At 41.6% G+C, this 25,723-nt stretch carries 19 protein-coding genes, 1 pseudogene and 1 riboswitch; of the genes and pseudogenes, 4 read left to right on the forward strand and 16 right to left on the reverse strand.

What is annotated here, in order from left to right:
* Positions 1–171: 171 nt before the first annotated feature.
* Positions 172–1,641, forward strand: a complete 1,470-nt coding sequence (gene betB / locus WMZ97_RS04870) for a betaine-aldehyde dehydrogenase (protein WP_343270950.1) — start codon at positions 172–174, stop codon at positions 1,639–1,641.
* A gap of 40 nt (positions 1,642–1,681) precedes the next feature.
* Complete coding sequence (betA, locus tag WMZ97_RS04875; protein WP_343270951.1) at positions 1,682–3,367, forward strand: choline dehydrogenase; 1,686 nt, start codon at positions 1,682–1,684, stop codon at positions 3,365–3,367.
* A gap of 481 nt (positions 3,368–3,848) precedes the next feature.
* Here the strand turns inward: betA and WMZ97_RS04880 are convergent, their stop codons facing one another.
* On the reverse strand, positions 3,849–5,144 hold the full coding sequence (locus WMZ97_RS04880) for an NCS2 family permease (protein ID WP_343270952.1): 1,296 nt from the start codon (positions 5,142–5,144) through the stop codon (positions 3,849–3,851).
* 176 nt (positions 5,145–5,320) lie between these two features.
* Positions 5,321–5,421: riboswitch (purine riboswitch) on the reverse strand.
* 79 nt (positions 5,422–5,500) lie between these two features.
* Entirely contained in the window at positions 5,501–5,692 is a 192-nt protein-coding gene (locus tag WMZ97_RS04885) for a hypothetical protein (RefSeq protein WP_405027655.1), read from the reverse strand.
* A gap of 209 nt (positions 5,693–5,901) precedes the next feature.
* Between WMZ97_RS04885 and WMZ97_RS04890 the strand changes: the two are divergent.
* A pseudogene (locus WMZ97_RS04890) lies at positions 5,902–7,986 on the forward strand (thioredoxin domain-containing protein).
* A gap of 41 nt (positions 7,987–8,027) precedes the next feature.
* Here WMZ97_RS04890 and WMZ97_RS04895 read toward each other — a convergent pair.
* From WMZ97_RS04895 to WMZ97_RS04925, 7 genes are all read right to left on the reverse strand, one after another.
* Positions 8,028–9,701 (reverse strand): coiled-coil domain-containing protein, encoded by a 1,674-nt coding sequence (locus tag WMZ97_RS04895; protein ID WP_343270953.1) that lies wholly within the window; start codon positions 9,699–9,701, stop codon positions 8,028–8,030.
* Positions 9,702–9,736: 35 nt separating this feature from the next.
* Positions 9,737–10,174, reverse strand: a complete 438-nt coding sequence (locus WMZ97_RS04900; protein ID WP_343270954.1) for a DUF6114 domain-containing protein — start codon at positions 10,172–10,174, stop codon at positions 9,737–9,739.
* Between the two features lie 27 nt (positions 10,175–10,201).
* Complete coding sequence (locus tag WMZ97_RS04905; RefSeq protein ID WP_343270955.1) at positions 10,202–10,807, reverse strand: DUF6230 family protein; 606 nt, start codon at positions 10,805–10,807, stop codon at positions 10,202–10,204.
* A gap of 16 nt (positions 10,808–10,823) precedes the next feature.
* A complete protein-coding gene (locus WMZ97_RS04910) occupies positions 10,824–11,630 on the reverse strand; it encodes a DUF6230 family protein (RefSeq protein ID WP_343270956.1) in 807 nt (268 codons plus the stop codon).
* A 482-nt stretch (positions 11,631–12,112) separates the two neighbouring features.
* Complete coding sequence (locus WMZ97_RS04915; protein ID WP_343270957.1) at positions 12,113–13,669, reverse strand: immunoglobulin-like domain-containing protein; 1,557 nt, start codon at positions 13,667–13,669, stop codon at positions 12,113–12,115.
* A 70-nt stretch (positions 13,670–13,739) separates the two neighbouring features.
* Positions 13,740–14,408, reverse strand: a complete 669-nt coding sequence (locus WMZ97_RS04920) for a class D sortase (RefSeq protein WP_343270958.1) — start codon at positions 14,406–14,408, stop codon at positions 13,740–13,742.
* A 12-nt stretch (positions 14,409–14,420) separates the two neighbouring features.
* Positions 14,421–16,205 carry an immunoglobulin-like domain-containing protein gene (locus tag WMZ97_RS04925; protein WP_343270959.1) on the reverse strand — a complete coding sequence of 595 codons (1,785 nt, stop codon included), beginning with the start codon at positions 16,203–16,205 and terminating at the stop codon, positions 14,421–14,423.
* A gap of 688 nt (positions 16,206–16,893) precedes the next feature.
* On the opposite strand from WMZ97_RS04925, the gene WMZ97_RS04930 reads away from it, so the two are divergent.
* Entirely contained in the window at positions 16,894–18,381 is a 1,488-nt protein-coding gene (locus tag WMZ97_RS04930) for a response regulator transcription factor (RefSeq protein WP_343270960.1), read from the forward strand.
* 10 nt (positions 18,382–18,391) lie between these two features.
* Here WMZ97_RS04930 and WMZ97_RS04935 read toward each other — a convergent pair whose 3' ends face one another.
* The 7 genes from WMZ97_RS04935 to WMZ97_RS04965 all read right to left on the reverse strand — a co-directional run bounded on the left by WMZ97_RS04935 (position 18,392) and on the right by WMZ97_RS04965 (position 25,646).
* Positions 18,392–19,840 carry an amidase gene (locus tag WMZ97_RS04935; RefSeq protein WP_343270961.1) on the reverse strand — a complete coding sequence of 483 codons (1,449 nt, stop codon included), beginning with the start codon at positions 19,838–19,840 and terminating at the stop codon, positions 18,392–18,394.
* An 82-nt stretch (positions 19,841–19,922) separates the two neighbouring features.
* Positions 19,923–20,048, reverse strand: a complete 126-nt coding sequence (locus WMZ97_RS04940; RefSeq protein WP_343270962.1) for a hypothetical protein — start codon at positions 20,046–20,048, stop codon at positions 19,923–19,925.
* A 54-nt stretch (positions 20,049–20,102) separates the two neighbouring features.
* Positions 20,103–21,956 carry an AMP-dependent synthetase/ligase gene (locus WMZ97_RS04945; protein ID WP_343270963.1) on the reverse strand — a complete coding sequence of 618 codons (1,854 nt, stop codon included), beginning with the start codon at positions 21,954–21,956 and terminating at the stop codon, positions 20,103–20,105.
* Between the two features lie 72 nt (positions 21,957–22,028).
* Entirely contained in the window at positions 22,029–22,946 is a 918-nt protein-coding gene (locus tag WMZ97_RS04950; RefSeq protein ID WP_343271096.1) for a R2-like ligand-binding oxidase, read from the reverse strand.
* 192 nt (positions 22,947–23,138) lie between these two features.
* Positions 23,139–23,495: an SCP2 sterol-binding domain-containing protein gene (locus WMZ97_RS04955; protein WP_343270964.1), complete on the reverse strand. Its 357-nt coding sequence runs from the start codon at positions 23,493–23,495 to the stop codon at positions 23,139–23,141.
* 53 nt (positions 23,496–23,548) lie between these two features.
* On the reverse strand, positions 23,549–24,691 hold the full coding sequence (locus WMZ97_RS04960; protein ID WP_343270965.1) for a thiolase family protein: 1,143 nt from the start codon (positions 24,689–24,691) through the stop codon (positions 23,549–23,551).
* Between the two features lie 112 nt (positions 24,692–24,803).
* Positions 24,804–25,646 (reverse strand): SDR family NAD(P)-dependent oxidoreductase, encoded by an 843-nt coding sequence (locus tag WMZ97_RS04965; protein ID WP_343271097.1) that lies wholly within the window; start codon positions 25,644–25,646, stop codon positions 24,804–24,806.
* Positions 25,647–25,723: the final 77 nt, after the last annotated feature.

Here is a 25,723-nt window from a genome sequence, read left to right on the forward strand (position 1 = left end):
TGTCAACCCAAACACTAAAATTGATTCCCTTAAATTCTACATGATGGTTGAGTGGAAGGAATTTTTAACATTTCATTTTGACAAATAAAAACGTTCGTGTTACATTTGTTTTGTTTAAAACGTTAAATTTTTTCTTAATAAAGTTAACTACAGGATTTAGGAGTGATCGCTTTGGCCATAAAACAACAATATATTGAAGGACAATGGGTTGATTCCATCTCGAAAAAAACAAGAGAAATTATCAATCCATTTAATCAAGAAGTTATTGCCGTTACAGCAGAAGGAGATACAGCCGACGCACAAACAGCAATCGCGGCTGCCAGAAAAGCGTTTGATGACGGTCCTTGGCCAACAACACCAGCTACCGAACGTGGCAGAATCGTTGGCAAAATAGCCGATTTAATCGAACGCGACAAGGAAGAATTAGCTGAGCTGGAATCCCTGGATACAGGAAAAACAATTGAGGAAAGCCGTGGCGATATGGATGATATTGCTGGTGTCTTCCGTTACTATGCTGAAATGGCCGATAAAGATGGTGGAGAAATCATCGCCTCCCCCATTTCGAATTCCATTAGTAAGGTGGTTAAAGAACCGGTTGGTGTGTGCGGACAAATCACCCCATGGAATTACCCATTACTGCAGGCATCCTGGAAACTTGCGCCAGCGCTGGTTACCGGTAACACGTTAGTGATCAAGCCAAGTGAAATCACCCCCCTTACCCATGTGAAAGTCTTCGAATTAATCGACGAGGCGGGTATACCAGCAGGGGTTGCCAATTTAGTCCTCGGAGCTGGAGATACAGTTGGTGCCGAACTTTCCAATAATGTCAATGTCGATCTTATTTCATTCACCGGCGGCATTCAAACCGGAAAAAAGATTATGCAAGCGGCCAGTGTAAATGTGAAGAAACTGGCACTGGAACTTGGCGGAAAGAATCCGAATGTTATTTTCGCCGATGCTGATTTGGAAACAGCTGTTGATCAGGCGTTGAATGCGGTCTTTTTTCACGCCGGACAAATTTGCTCCGCTGGTACAAGATTGATTATAGAAGAAAGTATTCATGATCCATTTGTTCAGCAATTAGTAGAACGCGTTAAAAATATCAAACTAGGCAATGGGTTTGACGAAACAACGCAGATGGGACCGCTTATTTCTCAGGAACATTTAAGTAAGGTAATCAACTATGTTGAATCAGGCATCAAAGAAGGTGCAACAGTCGTTGTTGGGGCCGGCCGACCGGATGATCCAGCGTTGCAAAACGGCTTTTTCTATTTACCTACCATTCTAACCGACTGCACAACGGACATGAGCGTTGTTCAGAATGAAGGATTCGGTCCGGTCATTACGGTGGAGAAATTCACTACGGAAGAGGAAGCTATCGATCTAGCAAACGACTCCATTTATGGTCTTTCCGGCGGGGTTTGGACGAGAGATATTGCCAAAGCCGAACGCTGTGTAGCCAAAATGCGGATGGGAACGGTCTGGATTAACGATTTCAACCTTTATTTTCCACATGCACCATGGGGCGGTTTTAAACAGTCCGGCATTGGCCGCGAATTAGGAAAAACAGGGCTGGAAGAATACCAGGAAACGAAACATGTTTTCCATAACTTAAAACCAGAACCGTTAAATTGGTTTTAATCTATTATTCAATGAAACAATCATCAAGGAGGTCTTACGGATGAAACAAACGTATGATTATGTAATTGTTGGTGGCGGCAGTGCGGGTTCTGTACTCGGCAACCGTCTAAGTCAGGATAAATCGAGCAGTGTTCTTGTTCTGGAAGCAGGGCGGAGTGATTACCCATGGGACTTGTTTATTCAAATGCCTGCAGCCTTAATGTTCCCATCAGGCAATCGTTTCTACGACTGGATCTACGCTACGGACCCTGAGCCTTATATGAACGGCCGACATGTTGCACACGCCCGGGGGAAAGTACTTGGAGGATCGAGTTCCATCAACGGTATGATTTACCAACGTGGCAACCCGTTGGACTATGAACGGTGGGGATCTGCTCCAGGTATGGAAACGTGGGACTTTGCCCATTGTCTGCCATATTTCAAACGACTGGAAAATGCTTTTGGATCCGATCCATCTGACCCGTACCGTGGCCATCACGGTCCAATCAAATTAAAGCGCGGGCCAGCCACAAATCCTCTATTTCAAGCGTTTTTTGATGCAGCTGTTGAAGCTGGATACTCGAGAACACCCGATGTGAATGGTTATCGTCAAGAGGGATTCGGTCCATTCGATAGTCAAGTGCATAATGGCAGACGAGTATCCGCTTCCCGTGCATATTTACGCCCTGCTATGCGACGCAAAAACCTTACTGTGGAAACGCGTGCTTTTGTTACCAGTATTAATTTTGCTGGTACGCGAGCTAATGGTGTGACATATCAAAAAAACGGGAAAACATATCAAGTCACTGCAGGAGAAGTTATCCTTTCCGGTGGTGCGTTCAACACACCTCAGCTGCTTCAGTTGTCCGGTGTGGGAGACGCTGATCACCTGCGCTCGCTTGGCATTGAACCTGTCGTCGATCTGCCGGGTGTAGGCGAAAATTTGGAGGACCATCTCGAAGTATATATTCAGCACGCTTGCCCACAGCCTGTTTCTGAACAGCCCAGCTTAAATAAAGCAAAAATGCCTTGGATCGGCTTACAATGGTTACTTGGACGTACTGGCCCTGCAGCATCGAATCATTTTGAAGGTGGTGGTTTCGCCCGTTCGAATGATGCGGTTGATTATCCGAATTTGATGTTTCATTTTCTTCCGCTTGCAGTACGTTATGATGGGCAAAAAGCGGATACGGAGCATGGATTCCAAGTACACGTCGGACCAATGTATTCCAATTCCAGAGGAAGCCTGAAGATCCGGTCGCGCAATCCTTTTGAGCATCCCAGTATTATTTTTAACTATCTGTCTACCGAAGCGGATCGGCGCGAATGGATTGAAGCAGTTCGTGTTTCACGAAATATCCTTTCGCAGCCTGCATTAGCACCGTACAATTCAGGCGAAATTTCACCTGGTCCTTCTGTTGAAACAGATGAGGAAATTCTGGAGTGGGTAGCAAACGATGCAGAAACAGCACTCCATCCGTCCTGTACAGCAAAAATGGGTCCCGACTCAGATCCAATGGCTGTTGTAGATCCGCAGACCATGAAGGTTCATGGTCTGGACAATGTTCGGGTCGTGGATGCTTCCGCTATGCCGCATACGACAAATGGTAATATCCATGCCCCAGTATTGATGTTAGCCGAAAAAGCAGCAGACATCATCCGTGGACAAAAACCGATGAAACCGGAGTATATGGACTATTATCGTCATAGGGTACACGCAGAAGTTGCAGGCACAGTAGTAGAGTAAGTAAAATGTAAACCTGTATAGGCGGGAAAAATAATTATGATAGCACTGATGGCTGAACTACTGAGTAGATTGATTCCCAGTAGTTCAGTTTGTTTCTAGAGAATTGAGCAATTAAACGAGGGAACTTTTTTACATTCGGTAGTTAGTCGGGTGCGTTGAGTGACCAAACGAGTGATTTTTTGCCTCATTCGGGAGTTCTATCGTATGTTCATACCTTTGGCTGTATTTTTACCCCCACCTATTATGTCAATTGATGCTTTCTGCAATTCACCACCATCAACGTTTTTCATCATAACAACCCTCGTTTGAAATCTATCATTATCAGTTATCATCACCATTTAGTCGTTCATTTAGACCTGAATAATTCTAATAATTTAAAAGTACTTGACTAGGTTTGATTAAAAGTTCTTATTGTTTTTTCTAAGTTGCAATTATCATAGCACATACAAACAAATCGTGGAATGACAAGGGCTAGTAGCTGCTATACGACAACAATAAAATATAAAATGAACAACAAACATAGCACGTACATAATCGGATGAATTTCTTTAAAACGCTTTTGCACAACCAAGGATAGTGGGTACAATATAAAGCCAAATGCAATTCCTGTTGCTACGCTAGATGTCAATGGCATCATGATCACCGTTAAAAACGACGGAATCGCGATTTCAAGCTTACTCCAGTTTATTTTACTGATTTCCATCGCCATTAACGCGCCGACAATAATTAATGCAGGTGCAGTCACCTCTGTCGTGATAACGGCAAGAATAGGTGAGAAGAATAAAGCAATTGCAAAACAACAAGCAATAATAACCGACGTAAATCCTGTTCTTCCTCCAACAGCAATACCAGCGGAAGACTCAACACTCGTAGCGGGGGTGGATGTCCCTAATATCGCACCAACGACACCAGCTGATGAATCAGCAAGTAAAGCTCGGCCTATATTTGGAATCGTATTATTTTTCATCATTCCCGCTTGACTGGTAAGTGCAATCAAAGCGCCAGCTGTATCAAAAAAGGCAACAAAAAGAAATGTGAAAATAACTGCAATTACATCAGGGGTAAAAATCTCAGGCAAATGAGCGAATACGACGCCAAATGTTGGTTCCATACTTGGTATCTTACCAACAATGGATGTCGGAACGTTAATTAACCCGACGATCATTCCAATAATCGTCGTAATGACCATTCCATAAAAGATGCCCCCATTGATTCCACGTACCAGCATAACGATCGTAATCACCAGACCAATTACAGCTAGTGCGGTTGTGGGCGATGTTAGTTTTCCAATCGAAACAAATGTATCCGGGTTGGAAACAATAATCCCGGCATTTTTTAACCCAATGAATGCGATGAAAAATCCAATACCGGATGCAATCGCATATTTTAAATCCTGTGGAATAACATTGATAATTTTTTCGCGGATTTTCATTAAACTTAATACCATAAAAATGATGCCAGCAATAAAGACACCCGTCAGGGCTACTTGCCACGCTATTCCCATCCCAATACAAACGGAAAAAGTGAAAAACGAATTTAATCCCATACTTGGTGCAATCGCAATCGGATAATTAGCAAGCAGCCCGATAAGCAATGTACCAATGATTCCAATGAGAGCGGTTGCGGTAAATACAGCACCCCTGTCCATACCCGATTGGCTAAGGATTAACGGGTTTACGACTAAAATATAAGCTACAGAAAGGAATGTTGTCAGACCAGCTAACGTTTCTTTTTTATATGTTGTATTTCTTTCTTTAAATTGAAAAAAGTTTTTCATAAAGTTCATTCTCCCACTTCGTTAGATTAACAATGTTCTCAATAACTTATTATCCCACAAACTTTCTAAATTACGTTTTCTCAAGGGGATGTCTGGGGGCAGATTATCATGAGCTAATAAAAAAACTTTGGCCACAAGCATGCCAAAGTTCCGTCAACAGAAGAATAAAAAATATCATCTATTTTCTCATTCCTTGTAGACAAGCTATTTATGGTAGCTGGTAGAAACGTCCAAGCCGTATTCTCGGACTTATACAGGGTGAATCTATACTATTTTTTAAACAATAGAAAAATGATAACAAGCTTACTACATGTAGTCAATAGAAAAATGTGCTATTTGGAACCGTCCAGGGCCACTTATCTTTTTCCAACGATGTAACAACCGGAAATCATGTTGCCGATAATATTGGTAAATGAATACATACCTATTATGATTCCAATCAACAATGCTGATGCTTCTAATTCTTGTGCGAATGGACTCTTGATAGGCAGCTGAGAAAATGTATCCACAAATGCGGCTACAATTAAAAAGTAAATAAAATATATCATGTGCGACTTCCTTATCTTGTCCATATAGTAAAGCGACTCTTTATAACAGCACGACTCTTACCATATCATATAGCTCGCTGATATACTATAATTGTTCAATAAGGTTACAGTTTTCAGCACGAATTTTGGTTAAATATATATTGCTCGTGTCATTCACGTTTTTTAGGGTAAACTGAAATTGGATAACTAAACGAAGGAGGTGATGTTCTATGACAACTAACCACAAACCCAATAGATTAATCGCTGAAAAATCACCATATCTATTACAACATGCTTACAATCCAGTTCATTGGTACCCATGGGGTGAGGAAGCATTTGATAAAGCGAAACGAGAAGGTAAACCTATCTTCTTATCTATTGGGTATAGTTAGTTGGGTGTAATGAGAACTTGTCATTGGTGCCATGTCATGGCCCGCGAATCATTTGAAGACAACCAAGTTGCCAAGCTGTTAAATGAACATTATATCGCCATTAAAGTGGACCGTGAAGAACGACCGGATGTGGATACCGTTTATATGAAAGTGTGCCAGATGATGACAGGACAGGGTGGATGGCCGCTAACAATCTTTATGACGCCTGACAAAATTCCGTTTTATGCGGGCACCTATTTTCCAAAGGAAAGTAAATATGGCCGCCCTGGGCTAATGGAGGCACTCACACAACTGCTCAAGAAATATAAGAAGGACCCTGATCATATTAGTGAAGTAACCCACAGTGTAACCAATGCTCTGCAAAAAAGCGTAACTGTCAAAAGCAGTAATCGGCTCACATTGGATATCACCAAGGAAGCACTTGCCCAGCTCAAGGGCCAATTTGACGCAGAATACGGCGGTTTCGGGTCGGCACCTAAATTCCCTGCACCGCAAAATCTGCTGTTTCTAATGCGGCTGTATCACTTTTCCGGGAATGAATCAGCGCTTGCAATGGTTGAGAAAACATTGCATTCCATGGCGGCTGGCGGTATTTATGATCACGTCGGTTTTGGCTTTTCCCGATATTCGACGGATAGGGCATGGCTTGTTCCCCACTTTGAGAAAATGCTTTATGATAATGCACTATTACTTATGGCCTTTACAGAATGTTATCAGGTTACCAACAACTCATTTTATAAAAACATCGCAGAACAAATCATTACATTTGTCAACCGGGAAATGACCAGTCCGGATGGTGCATTCTATTCGGCGATTGATGCCGACTCGGAAGGTGTGGAAGGCAAATACTATGTCTGGGATTATGAGGAAGTATTCAATATACTCGGAGAAGATCTTGGTGACTTGTATGCGGCCGTCTACAACATGACGCCTTACGGAAATTTTGAGGGTAAAAATATCCCTAACCTGATCAACAACACGGATGTGACAGCATTTGCAAAAGAGAATAATCTCAGTCCGGAATCCTTACAGAACGAACTGGAAAACGCCCGAAAAAAACTATTATCAGCACGCGAAAAACGGGTTTATCCACATGTTGATGATAAAATTTTAACATCATGGAACGCCATGATGATTGCTGCACTGGCAAAGGCGGGAAAGGTTTTTCACGAAAAGCAATACGTCACCGCAGCAAAAAAAGCAATCACATTTATTGAAGAAAAATTTTTCCAGGACGATCGGCTAAAAGCACGTTACCGGGATGGTGAGGTAAAATACGATGCCTACATCGATGATTATGCCTATCTAGCTTGGGCATATCTAGAAATGTATGACACAACATTTTCCCTTGACTACCTGCAAAAGGCCAAAAAACTTATAGATCATACGTTTAATTTGTTCTGGGACAACGAAAATGGCGGGTTTTTCTTTAATGGGAAGGATAGTGAAGCACTGATCTCCCGCGAAAAAGAAATTTATGATGGAGCACTGCCGTCGGGAAACAGTGTTGCTGCTGTAACGCTTGTCCGCATTGGATTCCTGACTGGCGAAACACGCTACCTCGATAAGGCTGTGGAGATGTATGCAAGCTTTTATGAGGATATCAAGCGCTATGCTCCCGGAAGTACGTATTTTCTGCAAAGTCTTTTACTGACGGAAAACCCGACAAAAGAAGTTGTCGTGCTCGGTGAGGAAAAGGATAGCAAACGGGAAAAACTGCTATTGAAGCTTCAAGCGCAGTTTCTACCTAATGTAACGATCCTTGTCAGTGAATCGGCAGAAAATCTGGCTGAGATTGCGCCATTTGCAGCAGCATATAAAAAAGTGGAAAATCAGTCGACAGTTTATGTATGTGAGAATTTCGCCTGTCAGCAGCCAACGACGGATATTACGAAGGCACTTCAGTTGATTCGTGATTATTAAAATGGGAGAGGACCTTCGTTGGCCTCTCCCATTTTAATTGGTTACGAACTATTCGGAAGTAACTCCTCTACCGCGTCCGTTACGTCATTTAGTATCCCGCCATTATCATCTTTCTTTGTGTCTTTCTGCGTATTGGCGTTCTTTTCAGATGACTTTTCCTCCACTGCTGGATCCGTCTTATCATCCTGACTGTCACTGGCCGCTTTATCCTTTTCATTTTTGTCGACCTGTTGATCCTTGCTATCTTTCTTTCCTTTTTTACTATTTTCATCGACTTGGTTATTCTGTTTCTCTTGCTTCTTTTTTACTTCTTCCATTTTCTCTTTATCTTCTTTTGACAATTCAACTACATCCAAATGCTCCATCAGTTTGTCAAACGTTTCCTTTGGATATGCTTCTTTTGTTACCATGATAGTCATCTTGATGTTAGTTAAATCTTCGGTTATTTGATCCAGCTGCTTGGTTAACGTCTTTTCCTTCTCCAACATATCGTCTAAGCGCTCTTTCTGTGTTTGCATTTTTTCCCTAATTACTTTCAGATCTTTTTGCAGGTCATTAATATTTATTTCTTCATCTGCAGCTTTTTCCTTGTTGGAATCATCTGCTTTACTCTCACTCTTACCTTCAGTGTCAATGTCTGCTTTATCGCCTTGCTTAGACGTTTCGCTTTCCTCAGCTTTTTCTTTCAAAGCTTTATAATCTTTTGCTTGTTTATGATCTTTGTCGGCCGCTTGTTTCTTTTCTTCTTCAATTATTTTCGCAAGGGAATCTTCTTTTAATTTAATGCTTTCTTGCAGTTCCTTCATTTTCTCAGAAGCTTTACTTAAGGTTTTCACGAATTTGGCTGTGGATTCCAGCGATGTGGTATAATCATCTCCAGATTGTTTCGTTAAGGATACCAGCTGTTCCATCATTTCTTCCTCGTCAAGGTCAACATTTTCCGGTTTTGATTCATCCAAATCTGCTTCTTCTTCAAATAACTCCGTTAACTCTTTTATCGTTTCCTCCAGCTTCTCTGGCTGACCATCTTCTTTTATTTTTTCATACGTTTCTGCTGCCTGATCCAGAAGTTCTTTAATCGATTTTAGTTGCTTCTTATCGTCTTTTAACCCATCCTTCATTTCCTGTAAAGATAACTCCTGTTCTTCCATTTGCTTCATCATACTCTGCCGCTTCTCTTCACTTATCGAATCCTCATCAGGCATGGAGTCACATTCGCTTTCAAAACATGTTTCTACCTTCGCATCAGGTAGAGTAATGCTTTGGGCGGTTTGTTCGGAAACGGTCATCGTAACATCCGATATGCACAACCAACCTAAGTGTTCAGAAGCACAAAAGCCACCAGGAATGACAGGTTCTCCCCCAATTGTTTCAGCCTTTAGATTTTGAACCGGAATCGGACCTGGGGAAGTAATTTTTATCACTAACGGGGCTTGATCTTCACCCGTTTCAAGTTTTTTCGTAATGGTTAGCCCAGTTATTTGACCTTCTTTAATGTCAACTTTTCCTTGAAGGGCCCCCAGTAGATCCATATCCCCTTCCACTTTTTCTGTTTCAATAATAAAACCTCCACTGTCCCCGTCTCCATCTTTAGGATCTTCCCCTTCTTCCGCGTTAACAGACGTCAGTCCAAATGTTGAAAAAAGAAATCCGCATGCGAATAGGAACATCAGGCTTAGAAAAACGGGATTATCAAGCTTTCGATTGTTTTTCATTTGAATTCACCTCGACTAGAATGCTGCCTATTCTTCTATGCTTGTGCTGTTTTGGCATTTTTTTCATCCATTTGCTTCTTCGTTTCCCTCTTATTTCGTTTGTTATTATTTCGCTTGCTATCGATCGTAACCTCTTCCATCTCCCATGCTATGCAAAGAGCACCTCCAATGAGCCCAATAATGGTCCCAATGATGAATCCACCTAATGCCCCCATGATGGAAAGAACGGACAAAAACATCGTTACCACACCAAACAAGAAGCCAACAAACACAAGACTTCCTGGTATAAAGGCAAGTGCATATAATTGGACGGGAATGTATAAAATCACGAGTCCTGCCAAGACAGTAAAAACAGCTCCCCAAAATGGCCGTCTATTTCGCCATTGCTTGAATTTGCCTGCACCTGCCACTTTTTGATACTTCTTTTGTAACTTTTCTTCTTTTTTAAGCGCTTTTGCTTCTTTTTTATCCATTAATTATCCTCCTTCCATTCGTGAGGATTATTTTCCATTACCATCATCCGTTTTATCCGGTCCCTTAATACTTTCAACAGAGATTTTTGCGCCTTCTAAGCTAACCATACTTTGAAAAAGATAGTCGGTTACAATCTTGGCATCTTTGATGGTTATTTTCTTCGCATCCTGACTCCAATTTTTAGAGAAATCATCCGTATTTTTTTCCTTAATAGCTAACTCATCAAAGCTCAAATCAGCATCAATAAAACGTGCGTCCTGAATTAACCCTTCAATAGTCGTTTTTCCTGTTGCCTTAACGTGGAACCTTACCCAATTTCCTGTTGGTAATTTTAAATCTTTATAGATGTGTAGATTCGTAATTTCAGCTGTATCCATTTTATTTCGTACCATTGGTTGTGCATCTGAATCCCCTGTTTCCCCTATTTGTGGTAATAATTGAAAGTTTGTTCCCTGTAATTCATCAAACTCTACATAAAAATCACCCATTCCTCCTAACGGTAATGCAAATGCACTCCCCGTAAAACCAAATACAGATATAAGTCCGCCAAGTGCTAAGAAGCCTGTTAGTAAAGCAATTAAAAATTTCTTTTTCCATGTTTTTCCGACAGTTTCGTTGCCTTCTTTTTTCAACCTGCTCACCTCATTTTTAGTTTGATTCTTCCCTGGCCATAACCCTTCTCTTTCTGATTAACAGAACAGTACCTAATAGCAATAACACACCACCGACCATAATTGGTAAAAATAAATTGCTGGCTGTATCGGGCAATATACTCCCACCACCATCACTATTATCGTTATTCGAACCAGCGGATATCACATTTTTATCTAATTTGTTGTTATCGCTTTCAATATTGGTTTGATCAGGTTCTTTAATACTTTCCAGATAAATCTCAGCGCCGTTTAACGCAACCATATTTTGAAATAAGTAATCGGTTACAATTTTGCCATCCGTAATCGTTACTTTATCTGCATCTTGTGTCCAGTTTTTTTGAAACGCCTCTTCCATAGACATTTCAGCTGTATTCGCTTCTTTAATACCCATATTATCAAAAGCAAGGTCTGCATCAATAAAGCGCGCATCCTGTGTAAGTCCCTCAATCGTTGTAGGCTGGTTTGCCTTAATATTAATCCTGATCCATTTCCCTGTTGGCATTTTTAAATCTTTATAGATATGCAAGTTATCAATTGTAGCTGAATCTATTTTATTTCTTACTAATGGAGCTGCATCCTGATTTCCAGTTTCACCGATCTGTGGATTGAGCGTAAACCCTTTCCCTTCCAATTTATCAAACTTAACGTAAAAATCGCCCATCCCTCCAAGTGGCAAAGCAAAAATGGTGCCGGTGAATCCTAAGGTTGCAATAAACGAGCCAAAAATGAGCAATCCGCCAAGCAGTGCTACGAAAAATTTCTTTTTGATCGTTGACCCAATAACAACTGCCTCATTTACCATTCCTTTTCCCCCCTTGCAAGTTATTAGTCTAGTTTATACGCAGTTGTACATGGTGCTGAATAAAATGAAGATTCCTAAATATATTTCTATTGTATAACAGACTCATAGGAAATGTAACCCGACAAAAATAGGGGAATTTACAGTTACTTTTTATTATCCTGCTAAAAATATATATCCTGGCATTCAGAAAAATACAATGAACTGCAGGATGAAAAAGAGCATATCTAATTTATCCGGGCAGCAGGCCTTCCATTTCTCATTTTCGAGATGAAAGTCCTACTGCATAATAAGGGTGAGAGGCTGCAGGACGCAGTTTCGCTTAATTAATGGTCCAGCGAATAACTGGAATCATTTCATAAATATAAAGGGGGCATAAGACGTGTCATCTAAAGTAGTATTTTACCGTTACGCTTCTTTTTCACAAGCGTTCATTTGTTAAGTATGTTCTATCGAACCTGCCGCATGTTCCCCTATAGATTATCCTAGATAAAAACTTTTCTGCGGATAAGGACAAGTACGCCGCCACCAATTATCAGGAACAACCCAACCGCAATAAATAAAAGCAGGTTTGAGGCCGTACTTGGCAGTTGTGCTCCTTTTACCTTACTGGTTGTTGTTTTGTTGTCACTATCATTACTATTTTTGTCTGTGCCGTTCCCATCGTCATTGCAATTACAGTTTTCAGTAAGTCCTAGTTCATTATCGTCATTATCATTGTTCCCGCTACTTTCACCTTTACCACCATCGCCTTCGTTATTGTCATTGTTATCAGCCTCTGGTTCAACTACATTTACAGTTCGTCTTTTCGTCGCTTCATTTCCAGCGGCATCTGATACTTTATATGTAACCACGTACATACCGGCTGTGGACATATCTACTTCACCGGAAATTCGTACATCATCTGTTAAATTACCTTCTACATCATCTTCAACTGTTGCCCCCGGCTCGACATACTCCTCACCAACTGTTAAATTCATAGGGTTGTCACCCAATAGTGTAATAACAGGGGAATCTGTATCCGCTTGAACAATGACCGTCCGTGTTGCCATCGCCTCATTACCAGCTTGATCCGATACGGTATAGGTAACAAGATATTTACCTGCTTCATTAACGTTAACATCACCTGTTATTTCAATTGCATCCGTTAAATCTCCATCCACATTATCCATTGCTTCTGCACCCGGTTCTATATATTCATCGCCAAACATCATTTCCATTGGGTTGTTACCAATTAGTGTAATTTCTGGTTGCACATGATCTTTTAAGGATATCTTTTTTAAAAAAAGATCAGCAATCACTTGATAACCTTCTTCTGTTGGGTGAATATCATTAGGGTCAGGCAGATATGTTTCGCGTTTTCCATCAAATGCTTCAAATGTAGGGATAAAAACAGCGCCTTTGTTTGCTGTAACCCCTTCAATTGTATTGTTTAACATATTTATCAATAGAATAACTTGTTCCTGTAAATCATCCAGATATGGTAATGCGTTATAATAACCAAGCACATATACTTGTGCATCTGGATTGGTCATTTCAATTTCGTTAAGTATTTTTTGTGTATATTCTTCAACTTGTCCAATTGCAGTCATCGCTTTATTCACTAATATTTGAATTTCTTCGGGTTTATTTGGATCTAAATTTGCCAAATCGTCCTTTACCGCCTGCAACACATCGTTTGCTCCAGCACCTACTGTGATAATATCCGCTTCCTTGATGGATTCCATAATATTATCTTTATTGTTTTTTAAATCATCATAAACGTTGTCGGTCCTATATCCGCCAACACCTGCATTTGTTAGTTCAACATGATAGCCGAACTGTTCCTGAATTCCTTCCTGAATGAAATCCGGATAGCCCTTTAACTTTTCCTCTGCCGGAACACCATTAAGATACCCAGCAGCTAATGAATCTCCTAACGCAACATACTGTAATACAGGCTTATTGTCGGGTGCTGCCATCGTTTGAAATGGCAAGAACGTAAATATAAATAGCATAAATAATAGATAAAATTGAAACGATCTTTTTATCCGTTCCTTCATGATTTCACTCCTAAAAAAGGAGGCAACAATACCACTCTTTTATGGGTATTGTGCCTCCGATGTTAACATTTTAGTCTAAATTCAGGAGATCACCTGTCTGCACCAAATCTGCCTGGACAATATAGCGTTCTGGTGCGTTCCCAATAAAATGAAATGGATAGCAGGTTGACAATGTTAATGTTGGCTCATCTTTTTCGACAATGACACTGTGATCATCTTCATCGGTAATCCAAATATCGTTAATCTGATATTGATAATCTTCATCCAGATACCTAACATAAATGGATTCCCCTTTTTTCAGATCACCAACAGGTCGGAATACACTATCCCTGTGACCGGATAATACAGTATGACCAAATTCACGGGGCGTAGAAGTCAATTTACTATCATACATGCCAACGCCTTTGGCCAGAACATCACTACTCGTGCCCCAAAAAACATCAAAAGCAAGGTCAATAGTTGGCATCACCAGCGTTGCGATTCCTTCACCATTATGAAAGTTTACGTTTGCAGCAGTTGTATTATTTGCTACAGTTTGTTTACCTGATGATGTCCCCTCTGTTTTCGCAAGCTTTTTTTTGCTTGAATTTTTCGTAACAGACCTAGCAGATTTGTCCTGCACCTTGACCACATCTCCATTAAGTTTGGTTACGGATTGCATACCACTCCAATATTGGTAGCTGAACCAGCCAACCATTGCAAATCCCGCTATGATCAGTACGATCCCTATCTTTTTCATGTTACGATCACCCTAATTGAAGACTTTTCTCCGAATAAAGATCAGCGCTCCTCCAACAATTACCATTAAGGAACCGATTAGAATGATGAATGGTGTATTTGATGCAGTGTTAGGCAGTTGAGCACCTGCCATGCTCGATTCATGCTTACTGTTTGTTGTTGTCATTCCGTTGTTATTGTTACCATTATCATTGTTATCCGTTACATTTGGTGTACCATTATTATTATCGCTATTGTTGTCGTCACAATCACAGTTTCCATCGGCTCCGGGCTCGCCTTGATCACCTTTGTCGCCTTTTAGGTTAGTAACTAGATTCCAACCATCTTCTGATTTAATATATACGTCACCTGACTTTTTATCCAAGTATAGATCACCAAATGATCCAACATCTTCGCCAGGCCCATCCTTACCTACAAGCCATGTTGCACCATCTTGACCATCCTGACCATCTTTTCCATCTTCACCGTTTTGACCGTCTTGACCGTCTTGACCGTCCTGACCGTCTTTTCCATCTTCACCGGAAAGAGTTCCTTTCACTTCCCAGCCATCATCTGTTTTCTTGTAGTACTCATGTGTTTTCTCATTCAGATAAAAGTCGCCTACATTTCCAATTTCAGCAGCAGGAGCACCTTCACCAGAGAACCACATGCCACCTTGTTGATCGTCGTTACCATCACCTGGGTCATCTGCTTCAACTACATTAACAGTTCGAGTTTCCATAGCCTCGTTTCCTGCCTCATCTGTCACAGTATACGTAATCTCGTATTCCCCAGGTTTATCTGTGTCTACTTCGCCATTTATTTCAATATTACCGCTTACGTCCCCGTCGACATTATCTTCGGCTGTTGCACCCAGTTCCTCGTATGTGTCACCTACTTGCAGTTCCATTGGGTTATCACCGATCAAGGAAATAACAGGAGCTTTTGTGTCCTCTTTTTCTGGTTCTTTTACGATTACCGTGCGGGTTTCCGTAGCCTCGTTTCCTGCCTCATCCGTTACAGTATACGCAATTTCATATTCTCCCGGGGTGTCTGTATCTACTTCACCACTTATTGTAATATTATCGCTTACGTCTCCGTCGACATCGTCTTTGGCTGTAGCACCTGGTTCAACATAATCTTCTCCAACTTCCAATGTCATTTCCTTGTCCCCATTTAATTCGATTTCGGGGGGAGTTGTATCTTCTTCTGCTGCTTTTTCAATCGGAATCGTATTTAGAACAAGATCTTGTCCTTCAAGTGGACTGCATGTTACTGTTACAGGAACCATTCCACCCAAAGCCTGTACGGTATTAACAATTTCTCCAGCTGTAATTTCAACATTCCCGGATTCACCAGCTGTTAAATCTACGTCAATACCACCATTTTCAGGTACTCTAAATTCAACAGTTTCATCATCATTTGTAAAATCAATTGGACCAAATTCTAATGGATCGGATGCTACGTTAACTACATCATTCCCTGTACCTGTTTCTGTGGCATTATCAAATTCTAAATTAAATTGTGACACATCTCCAACAAGAGGATTTGCTGTGCTTCTTACTGTGTCATCTAATTCCAAATTAATATTCGTGTAGGAATTTTGAACCAAAAATTCTTCATTAGGTTCAACAGACTCCGGAACGTTAGCATTAATAGTTACATCCATATTAAGATCGACATCAATCGTACCCAAAGCACTTCCAGTACAATTATACTCAACTGTCTTTGAACTCTCCGCAGCACTCACATCCCCAGTCCCACTATACATAAAAAATAATGGCGTTGCTAAAGCTATTGCAGCTGCTTTCTGAAACATCTTCTTTTTCTTCTTAATCGTAAACGCCTCCCCTTTTTCCTAAATAATTTGCGTAAAGGTATTTAATCTGTTTGTCCTATCCCCCTTTGTTCATAATAATCATATAAATGAACCATCACCGTTTCTATACAAAAATAGCAACAGGATGATATTCACCGTATGTAAGGAGTTCTACGTGAATCACACAAAAGGAAAGCGCATACATTCATGCGAATCTATGTGCCATTTATATCTTACTGTCTATTAGTATAGTAGGAAGAACGGCTTGTACCAATTCCTAAAATAGTAGGAATTTTATAAAATAAATTCTTCTACCCCGACATTTGTATGGATGATCATACAAATAATGGAAAACAACTAATCTGTTAGGTAAAGGCTCGCCCATTTTCTGATGCAAATGTATTATTCTAAGGCAAGTCAAATTTATGTCACATAAAACGATTGACGAGAAAATAAAAATTAGATAGACCAGATTACAAATAACCAATAGCTTTTCCACAAAAATTCGAACATTTTTTTATCTCTTGGAAGGAAATTTTGTTTTTTTGTAGAATTATATTATGTAATAGATTTTTGAAAATGAATGATCATTCACCTTTCCCGATACACCAGCTTTATTTGTCCAATACTTTCACTTGTCTGTTAACCTGTTTTACGATTATAAATAGCGGAAGGATGAGTACGAAAAATGTCTCTCACATTAAATCATCAAATGAACACTGTGTTTCATCATGGCCTTGGATTAGTTAGAAAATATCAACAGCCAATCTTGGAAGAATGGCAAAATATCCTGGTTAACCTTCGTAAGGCGGGAAAACGATCAGAGAAAAATGCAGAAGATACCATCACGTTTTTTTCAACATACTTATTTAAACCGGGCGCTCAAAAGGATAATTCTAAGACCGAAGTATCCTTTCAATCCAATCCATTTATTTTATCACTGCTGGAGAATTCCGTTCATCACGTAATCCAGAAGCAAACAAAACAAAATCACCAAAATTATCAAGCCGTACAATATCTCTTTTCCACCATCAGTGAACAAATTTTAGCCCAGCCCTATCTTGATCCATTTTCCATCGATGCTTTCCTAAAACAGCTTGTCTTATCACAGCAGTTTCCAATTGAATGGGCGGCGATGGTCATACAAAAGGAGCAAACCTTCATCGTAGAAAAAGGATTCCATTACGAAACAAACGATCTGTTACTGGGAATAACCGATAAGCAAGCAAATTCAATTTATGCATTATCCGAGTTGTTGCTTTCACAGATGACACCGGAACAACGACAAAACCGGACAGTCATTCCAATTCCATATGTGGATGGAACGATATTAATCTGTGTTAAACAACAAAACACGTCACAAACGATCCCGTTTATTACCTATGCATTGGAAATATTTCAAAAAGGAAAAGAAACATTAAAAGTGACGATGCAGGAACAACAATGGAAAGATTCTGTTATCCTTTTTCATGAATCCATTATGCGCTCGCAATCACTTGATGAAGCAACGGAGAATATAACAGCTGGTTTTGTCCACTATTTGCCATTTAAACGATGTGCACTATTTTCTTATTCCATGAACGATCAGATGAGCTTTGGATTATTCGGTCACCAAATTGATAATAAAGCTATACAGAATATCACTGAAGATCTTGACAACCTGCCCGTCATCCAAAACAGCCTCCGTGCCCTGGAGATGTTTGGAAATAACTTGCAATTTTTACAACCAATTTATATAAAAGACGCGAAAGCCGGTTTTCCGGAACAATACGTTCAGCAGTTTCAGCTGTGTTCCGTTGTCATTGCACCTATTTTCACATCATCAAGCAATAAGTTGTTAGGTGCTGCTATTTTAGATCAAGGACCGGGACATTATTTTAAAGTTGGGGAAGAAACGTTTTCAGCACTTATTAAGTTTGGGAAAAGTGCTGGTGAGATATTATCTCGTTTTATGGAGGATAAGTCGCTTAAAAACATTAGTGCACTTCACCTGTCACCAAGAGAAATTGATGTGCTTGAACTGATGGCTGATGGTGCATCGACCAGCGAAGCGGCAAACAAACTGAATTTAAGCGAATATACCGTACGCGATTATGTATCCGCTATTATGCAAAAAATGGAGGCCAGAAACCGCACGGAAGCAGTAGCCAGAGCAATCCGTGACGGTTTGATTTGAGGGATATCACCTAAGGACGTGCCTGATGATAGCCTAAAAACGACTGTTCCAACTGGCGGCCAAAATAAAATAAGGCATTTTCGTTCCCTTGTTTGCTGACTAACTGAACACTGATTGGCAGTCCTTGCTCACTCATGGCAATCGGGACCGACAATGCCGGATATCCCAATGCATTTGGCAAAACCGTATATGGCATTAATTTCAGATAGGAAAATCGATTGGAAAACAGTTCCCTATCAAGCTGTCCATGCTTTTTTGCCGGCGTTGGATAAACCGGCAAAACCATCACCGCTTTGTCGAGCAAGCGATTACCAGCGGCAATGAATTGGTCCTGCTTGGTCTTTAATTTGTCCGCATGGCCTCTTTTGGTCCGAAACACATTTGAACCAGCTTTAGCGAGCATCATCGTTTTTAAAAAATAATAATAATAAGATGTATCATGTAATATCGCTTCCCTTAGCATGGTCTTTGCTAATGGGAAGGATTTTTTTGCAAAGAATGCCGGATACAAGTCTTTTGCACCACCAATAGTTAAAACTTCCAAGTGAAGGAGCGGCAGTTTAGCGATAAAGTCGGGCATCTCACCGTTTTCCATATGGACTTTTCCGTTAAAAAACTCCTGCACCATTTGCCATCCATTTTCTGTATCGTTGGATAACGGATAGGTGGATGGGAGCATAGGCATAATAAGGCGGAAATCGTGTATATCTGTTTCCGCCGGCCTTCTATTGCTAAGGGTGGAATAAATCAGCTTTAAATCTTGGACCGATTTACCTAAGGCGCCAATACCGAACATGGTATCCTGTAATGGATGAATTGGTTTTGGAAAATGACCGCTCATGGATACATCACCGGCTCCTGATTTAAACGCAAGAACCCCGTTGAAATGGCCAGGCAGCCGGAGGGAGCCAGCTAGATCTGAGCCAATACCAACTGCCGCACCCCCACACGCAATCAACGCCGCTTCCCCGCCACTTGACCCGCCAGCTGTTCGAGATAGATTCCAAGGGTTATTTGTTCGGCCATATTGCTTATTAATGGATTCGAATGTTAAGTCAGCGGTTGATGTATTTGTTTTACATAGAATAATAGCACCTTCTGCTTTCAACCGCTGCACCACCTCCGCATCCACTGTTGCTGTATAGTTGGCGCGATGCTTAAACCCACCTGTAGTTTTCATCCCCTGCACATCAAAAGATTCTTTTACTGAAATCGGCACACCGAATAGACGACCCACTCCTTCCCCCTGATCAAGCATCTCATCACATTGTTTCGCTTCTTCCAACGCATCAGCAAATCGTTCAGCAACGACACAATATACCTTCTTGTTAATCGTTGCTAAGTGATTGATATAGATAAGGACTGCATCAACCGACCGTATTTCCCTGTTTTTGATCCGTTTTGCCAGGGTAGTTACATCCATTGTTAAAATTGTCTTTGTTTCTGTTAGTCTATCCATGGGCCCCTCCCTGACTTGGTATGGTGATGGGTGGTGTGGCTCTCGATCTGGTTTCGAGGACTTCTCGATCGCTTGGCTCTGATTATCGATCGGTTACGAGCGCTTCTCGATCGCTTGGCACTGGTGCTCGATCGGTTACGAGCACTTCTCGATCGCTTACGAGCACTTCTCGATCGCTTAGCACTGGTTTCCGATCGGTTACGAGCACTTCTCGATCGGTTTTCCCACACGCGTCCAGTCTTCCTAAATTCCGACCTGGAATTCATCCCCCGTTCTTCACTTGGACTGCCACTTCTTTTTCCGGATTTTTAGCATTTTTATACACATCATCGATCAGCTGCTTGTATTGCTTTTCTACTACCTTATATTTCACTGATAGTTTTGGTGTAATCAAGCCGTCATCAACGGTCCATGGCTCACTGATAATGATTACTTTCTTTGGCTGTTCAAATTTAGCAAAACGTTTCGTTAATCGTTTTACTTCCTCTTCCAGCCAATCTTTCACTTTTTGCTGGCTGCATATCTCCACAGGATCCTTCGACGAAATGCCATGTTGTTTTGCCCATGGAATCAGATTTTCATAATCAGGATTGATGATACAAGTCACGAATTTACGTTTATCTCCAATGACAACCGAATACCCAATATAACTGCTTTCATTGATGGCATTTTCCACTGGCTGCGGGGCAACATTTTTACCGGTTGTTAACACGAGGATCCGTTTTTTGCGATCGATTATTTTTAAATAGCCTTCCGCATCAAATTCACCGATATCTCCCGTTTTGAACCACTCCCCATCAAATGCTTCTGCGGTTGCTTCCGGGTTATTATAGTACCCATGCATGACACTCGGCCCCCTGACAAGCACCTCGCCATCAGCGGCAAGTTTTACATCCAAATTCGGCAGCACCTTACCAACAGTTCCCGCCTTTGCACGTATCATTGGATTTGTCGAAATCACCGGGGCTGTTTCTGATAACCCATATCCTTCCAAAATTGGTAAGTCAATCGACCAGAAGAAGCGAGCAATTTCTGGATTTAACGTTCCTCCGCCCGAGACCATCCCACGAACCCTGCCACCAAGTTCTGTTTTTACTTTTGAATAAACAAGTTTATCGGCTAACCGAAACTTTTTCAGGAGCTTTTTTGGCATAGCATCCTGTAATAACAGTTCATCCACCCCAGCGTTCAGATACATATCATACCGCTCGCGGCCAACGTTAACCGCCCAATCAAAAACTTTTTTCTTGACCGCTAATCCACCGTCAATTTCTTCACGTACTTTGGCGTATACTTTTTCAAACAACAGGGGAACACTCGTAAAAATTGTTGGCCGTACTTCTTTCAAATTATCCTCAATGGTATCGATACTCTCTGCATAGGCAACCGTTGTACCAGCGTAAAATTGCATATAGTGTCCAGCCATCCGCTCAAACACATGGGATAGTGGTAAATAAGATAGTGCCACATCTTCAGGAACGATTTCAATCAGCCAAAATTGGATCGCTTCCAAATTGGCCAGGAAATTACCATGCGTCATCATCACGCCTTTTGGATTCCCAGTTGTCCCTGACGTGTGGATGATCGTGACAAGCTGGTCACGGTCAATCTCCTGCCATGTTTGTTCCCAATCTGGTAATTCCTGTTGTCTTCCGTCTTCCTCCAGCTCCCAAAACGCAATTTCTCCCTCCTGCTGTGGGAAATCGTTGTCCGGATACATGATAACCATTGTCTCAACCGGTGTATCCTCCGCTTTGATCTTTTCAAGCTGTTCGTCATTTTCGACAATTGCCAGTTTAACGTCAGCATTATTCAAAATAAATGCTACCTGTTCGGACGGAATTGTAGGATAAACCGGAACACTGACCGCTCCAATACTAGCAACGGCAAAATCAGTAATCCCCCACATTGGATTACTATTTGATATAATCGCTACCTTGTCATTTTCCTTGATTCCGAGTAGAGCAAGCCCGGCTGCAACATGCTTAATCCGCTCCCAGAATTCCTGGTAACTCATGCCCTTATATGCACCGTCCACTTTCCACCTGATTGCATCTTTTTCTGGAAAGCGGTTCACGGTCCGGTTCAGCATATCCACCAAATTATTTGCTTTCACTGCAAACCCCCCTTGTTTCTCAAACTAAATCAGCGCTTATCACCACCAATCGTTAGACCGCTTACTTCAGGTCTACTTTTCACTTACAAGCTGGTCATCCAATTGTGCTGCATCCACCATATCTTTCGCCTTATTTACCTGCTGTTTACGGATTTCATATTGTTTTTTCGCATACGCCTTCATTTTATCTGTATTAAGCTCCAGCTTTGAATCGACCCAATCCTGGTCTTTTTGAAGTGCATGCAAGTTTACCAAAAACTCAATAAAACCTAATGCGTCCGGCCATAATTCATCGATAAAATCATTAAATACTTTCGTGTGTTTATCACTTCCAGCAATTAGCCGCTGAATCGTATAGATGCCAAAACGTAAATGCCGGCCTTCATCCTGATTTAAATAATCAATCCCCTGTAATATACCCGGCAGTAAATTTGCCTTTTTAAAAATCTCCCGAAATGACTGGTAGCCTGTTTTGGCCAGGATTCCTTCAACCACCATGTTATAAACAGTGGCTGCCCGAATAACGGCCTCCGGTGAATCATCGGTATTTAATCGCTCCATTGTTTCTGGCAATTTTTCGTAAAAAATGCGTTTATAGTTATCATTATGGAAAACGGATAAATTCATATCCGCGATGCCAACATAGTTCTGCCAGCGTGAGAACATCTCGGTATGCTTGGCTTCATCAAACATGAAGGTTGTTAAAAACATCGTATCCTCTAGCCGGCCTTGCCTTGCCATTGCCTGCACCATTGGCAATATGTCAACTGTAACCGCTTCTTCACCAGCTGAAAAAGCGGCAACAAGCGGGGTGGCAGTGATCTTCTCATCTTCGGTCATACACTCAAAATCGATCTTATCCTGACTAAAATCAATGTCAGCGGGATCCCATTTTCCATTCTTTTTCGCTTTTTCATAGAGCTGGAACATGGGATCATTCCATTTCAGCTCCCCTTCAACCGTTTGAAAGTTTTCGTGTACGATGCTAATCCCCTCCGATGGTTATTTGGTGAAACAAAGATACAATTACCCGGTTAGCGGCGTATATGATGGACAGAGCGGTTCTGAGATTACTGAGAAAGTCCCATCTTTAACCGATTAAATGCGGAGCTATTGCCTTGCAAGTTCATCAATATTCATTTTAACGGCGGTTTCTCTAATTTCATCGGATTCACTTCAGTTCTAAAACGAGAACGAATTCAGCACCGTTTGTAACTTTAACGCAAGCCCCATGTTGCCTTTGATTTTCAATTTTCCTCCCATAAATGCGGCGGTTGGATTTAACGTGCCTGCAACCATTTTCCGGAAATTCTCATCGTTAATTGTCAAGGTACATTGTGGATCCTTCTGTGTTCCCTGGATGGCACGTGGTCCATCCTCATCAATAATCATCTGATAGGTGCCTTCATCATCGCCTTTTATATCGAATTGATAAACACCTTCCTTCCCTTTTGTTGCGGAAGGATCCGATTTGATTGCCGCATCAATCATTGCAAACACTTCATCCATTGTTGGCCCTTCATTTACTGTTTGCGCCATGCCGACTCCTCCTTAAAATTAGTTAAACTGCGTGGGTGATCTGTTACGCATTCTTATAGTCGCTCAATAATCGTTGCTGTTGCCATGCCAAATCCAATACACATTACCTGCAGGCCATATCGCTCATTATTATCCTCCAAGGTGTGTAATAATGTGGTGGCAATCCGCGCACCACTCGCCCCAAGTGGATGCCCCAATGCAATTGCTCCGCCACGGGGGTTTACCTTGGTCATATCTGGTTTTAATTCCTTTTCCCATGCTTTGACCACCGACGCAAACGCCTCATTTATTTCGATGACATCGATTTGATCAAGTGTCAATCCGGCTTTTTCCAGTACCTTTTTCGTAGCTGGGATCACTCCGGTCAGCATGATTACCGGATCTTCTCCGACCACCACGCGAGCAACGATACGAGCCCGTGGTTTCAACTGTAGCTCCGCTGCTTTTTCGCTGGACATCAGGAGGAGTCCAGCAGCCCCATCACTCACCTGGCTTGCATTTCCAGCCGTCACAACCCCGTCGTCCGGCTGAAAAGATGGGATCAAGTTTCCCAATTTCTCCATCGAGGTATCCCGCCGAATTCCTTCATCGACTGTAAATAATTCGGTACCATTGGCGGTTTTTACTTCAATGGGTAAAATCTCTCGGTCAAAATCACCCTGATCAGCGGCTTTTGCTGCCCGGCGGTGACTTTCCAGTGAAAACGCATCTAATTCTTCCCGTGTGAGTCCCCATTTGGCGGCGATCATTTCAGCTGAAAACCCCTGTGGAACAATGTTAAAGCGATCCACTAAATCACTACTAAAACCGCCCATGTCACTCCCCATCGGTACTCGGGACATGTTCTCCACGCCACAAGCAATCGCCACATCAGCATCACCGGCTAAAATCTTTTGTGCCGCTGTGTGAAGCGCTTCTTGACTAGAGCCGCACATACGGTTTAACGAAAATGCCGGGACCTCAACAGGAAATCCGGCAGCAAGTACTGCCATTCGGCCAATATTTCCACCTTGTTCATCCGTCATTGTTACACAGCCGGTAACAACATCTTCCACCTCTTTAGCATCTATTCTATTACGCGCTATTAATTCTTTTAATACAGGCGTCAATATGTCGACTGGATGGGTTTTAGCAAGTGTTCCTTTCTTTTTTCCTGTTGCTGTTCGTATCGCATCAACGATAACTGCATCTGTCATCGAATAAATCTCCTTTCATTTGTAAGCGGAATACTTTTGCAATCAAGGATGCTTGAGGGGGGAAATCAGGCATCCTTGATCAACCGGATGAAATAGTTCTTTTCTAAAACCACTAAAACGTAAACAATTCAATACCCCCGGATACATTTAAGCCAACACCTGTAATATACTTCGCTTTATCTGATACTAAGAAGGTGATGGCATTAGCAATGTCTTCTGGTTCACCTGGCCGTTTGAATGCGGTCCGCTCGATCATCCGTTCATTCATTTTCGGATTGGCCATGTTAAATGCTTCTGTTCCAACAATTCCCGGCACAATGGCATTTACATTGATTCCATGCCGTGCGCCTTCCAGTGCCATGCTTTTCGTAAAACTAAGCAGCCCGCCTTTGGTTGCAGCATAACTTGCTTGACCAAAGCCGCCGAGCGTTCCGGCAACCGAAGACATGTTGATGACTTTTCCGTTACCTTGTTCTTTCATATATGGCCAAACCGTCTTGGTACAGTTATACGCGCCGGTTAAATTAACATGCAAATCCCGCTCCCAGAAGTCATCGTTTTGATTTTCGATTTGCGAAACATGGTCAAGCGTACCAGCATTGTTGACCAAAATATCAATGTGGCCAAACTCTTCCACTACTTGGGCAAATACATCCTTTACTTGCTCCCGGTCTGTCACATCCATTTTGCATGCGAATGCTTGCCGGCCCATCTCCTGTATTTCTTGGGCGGTCTTATCCGCATACATGACGTTCGTGCTTTGCATCACTTGCGCCATTGGACCATATTTTTCCGCCTCCTGTTCGTTTGCTGCATCCGATTCAATTAAAATATCGGTAATCACCACATCTGCCCCAGCTTCAGCCAAGGCTAATGCATCCGCACGCCCCAATCCGCGTGATGCGCCAGTTACGACAGCTACTTTTCCTTTTAATAGTTCATTCCATGATGACACCATGATCCCACCTTTTCTCCGATATTCGCCGGTGTTCAAAGGCCCTGCGAAATTTCTTCCTCCCTTTGAACACGCAG

It is taken from the genome of Lentibacillus songyuanensis, from assembly GCF_039548255.1.
GTDB classification, from domain to species: domain Bacteria; phylum Bacillota; class Bacilli; order Bacillales; family Amphibacillaceae; genus Lentibacillus_C; species Lentibacillus_C songyuanensis.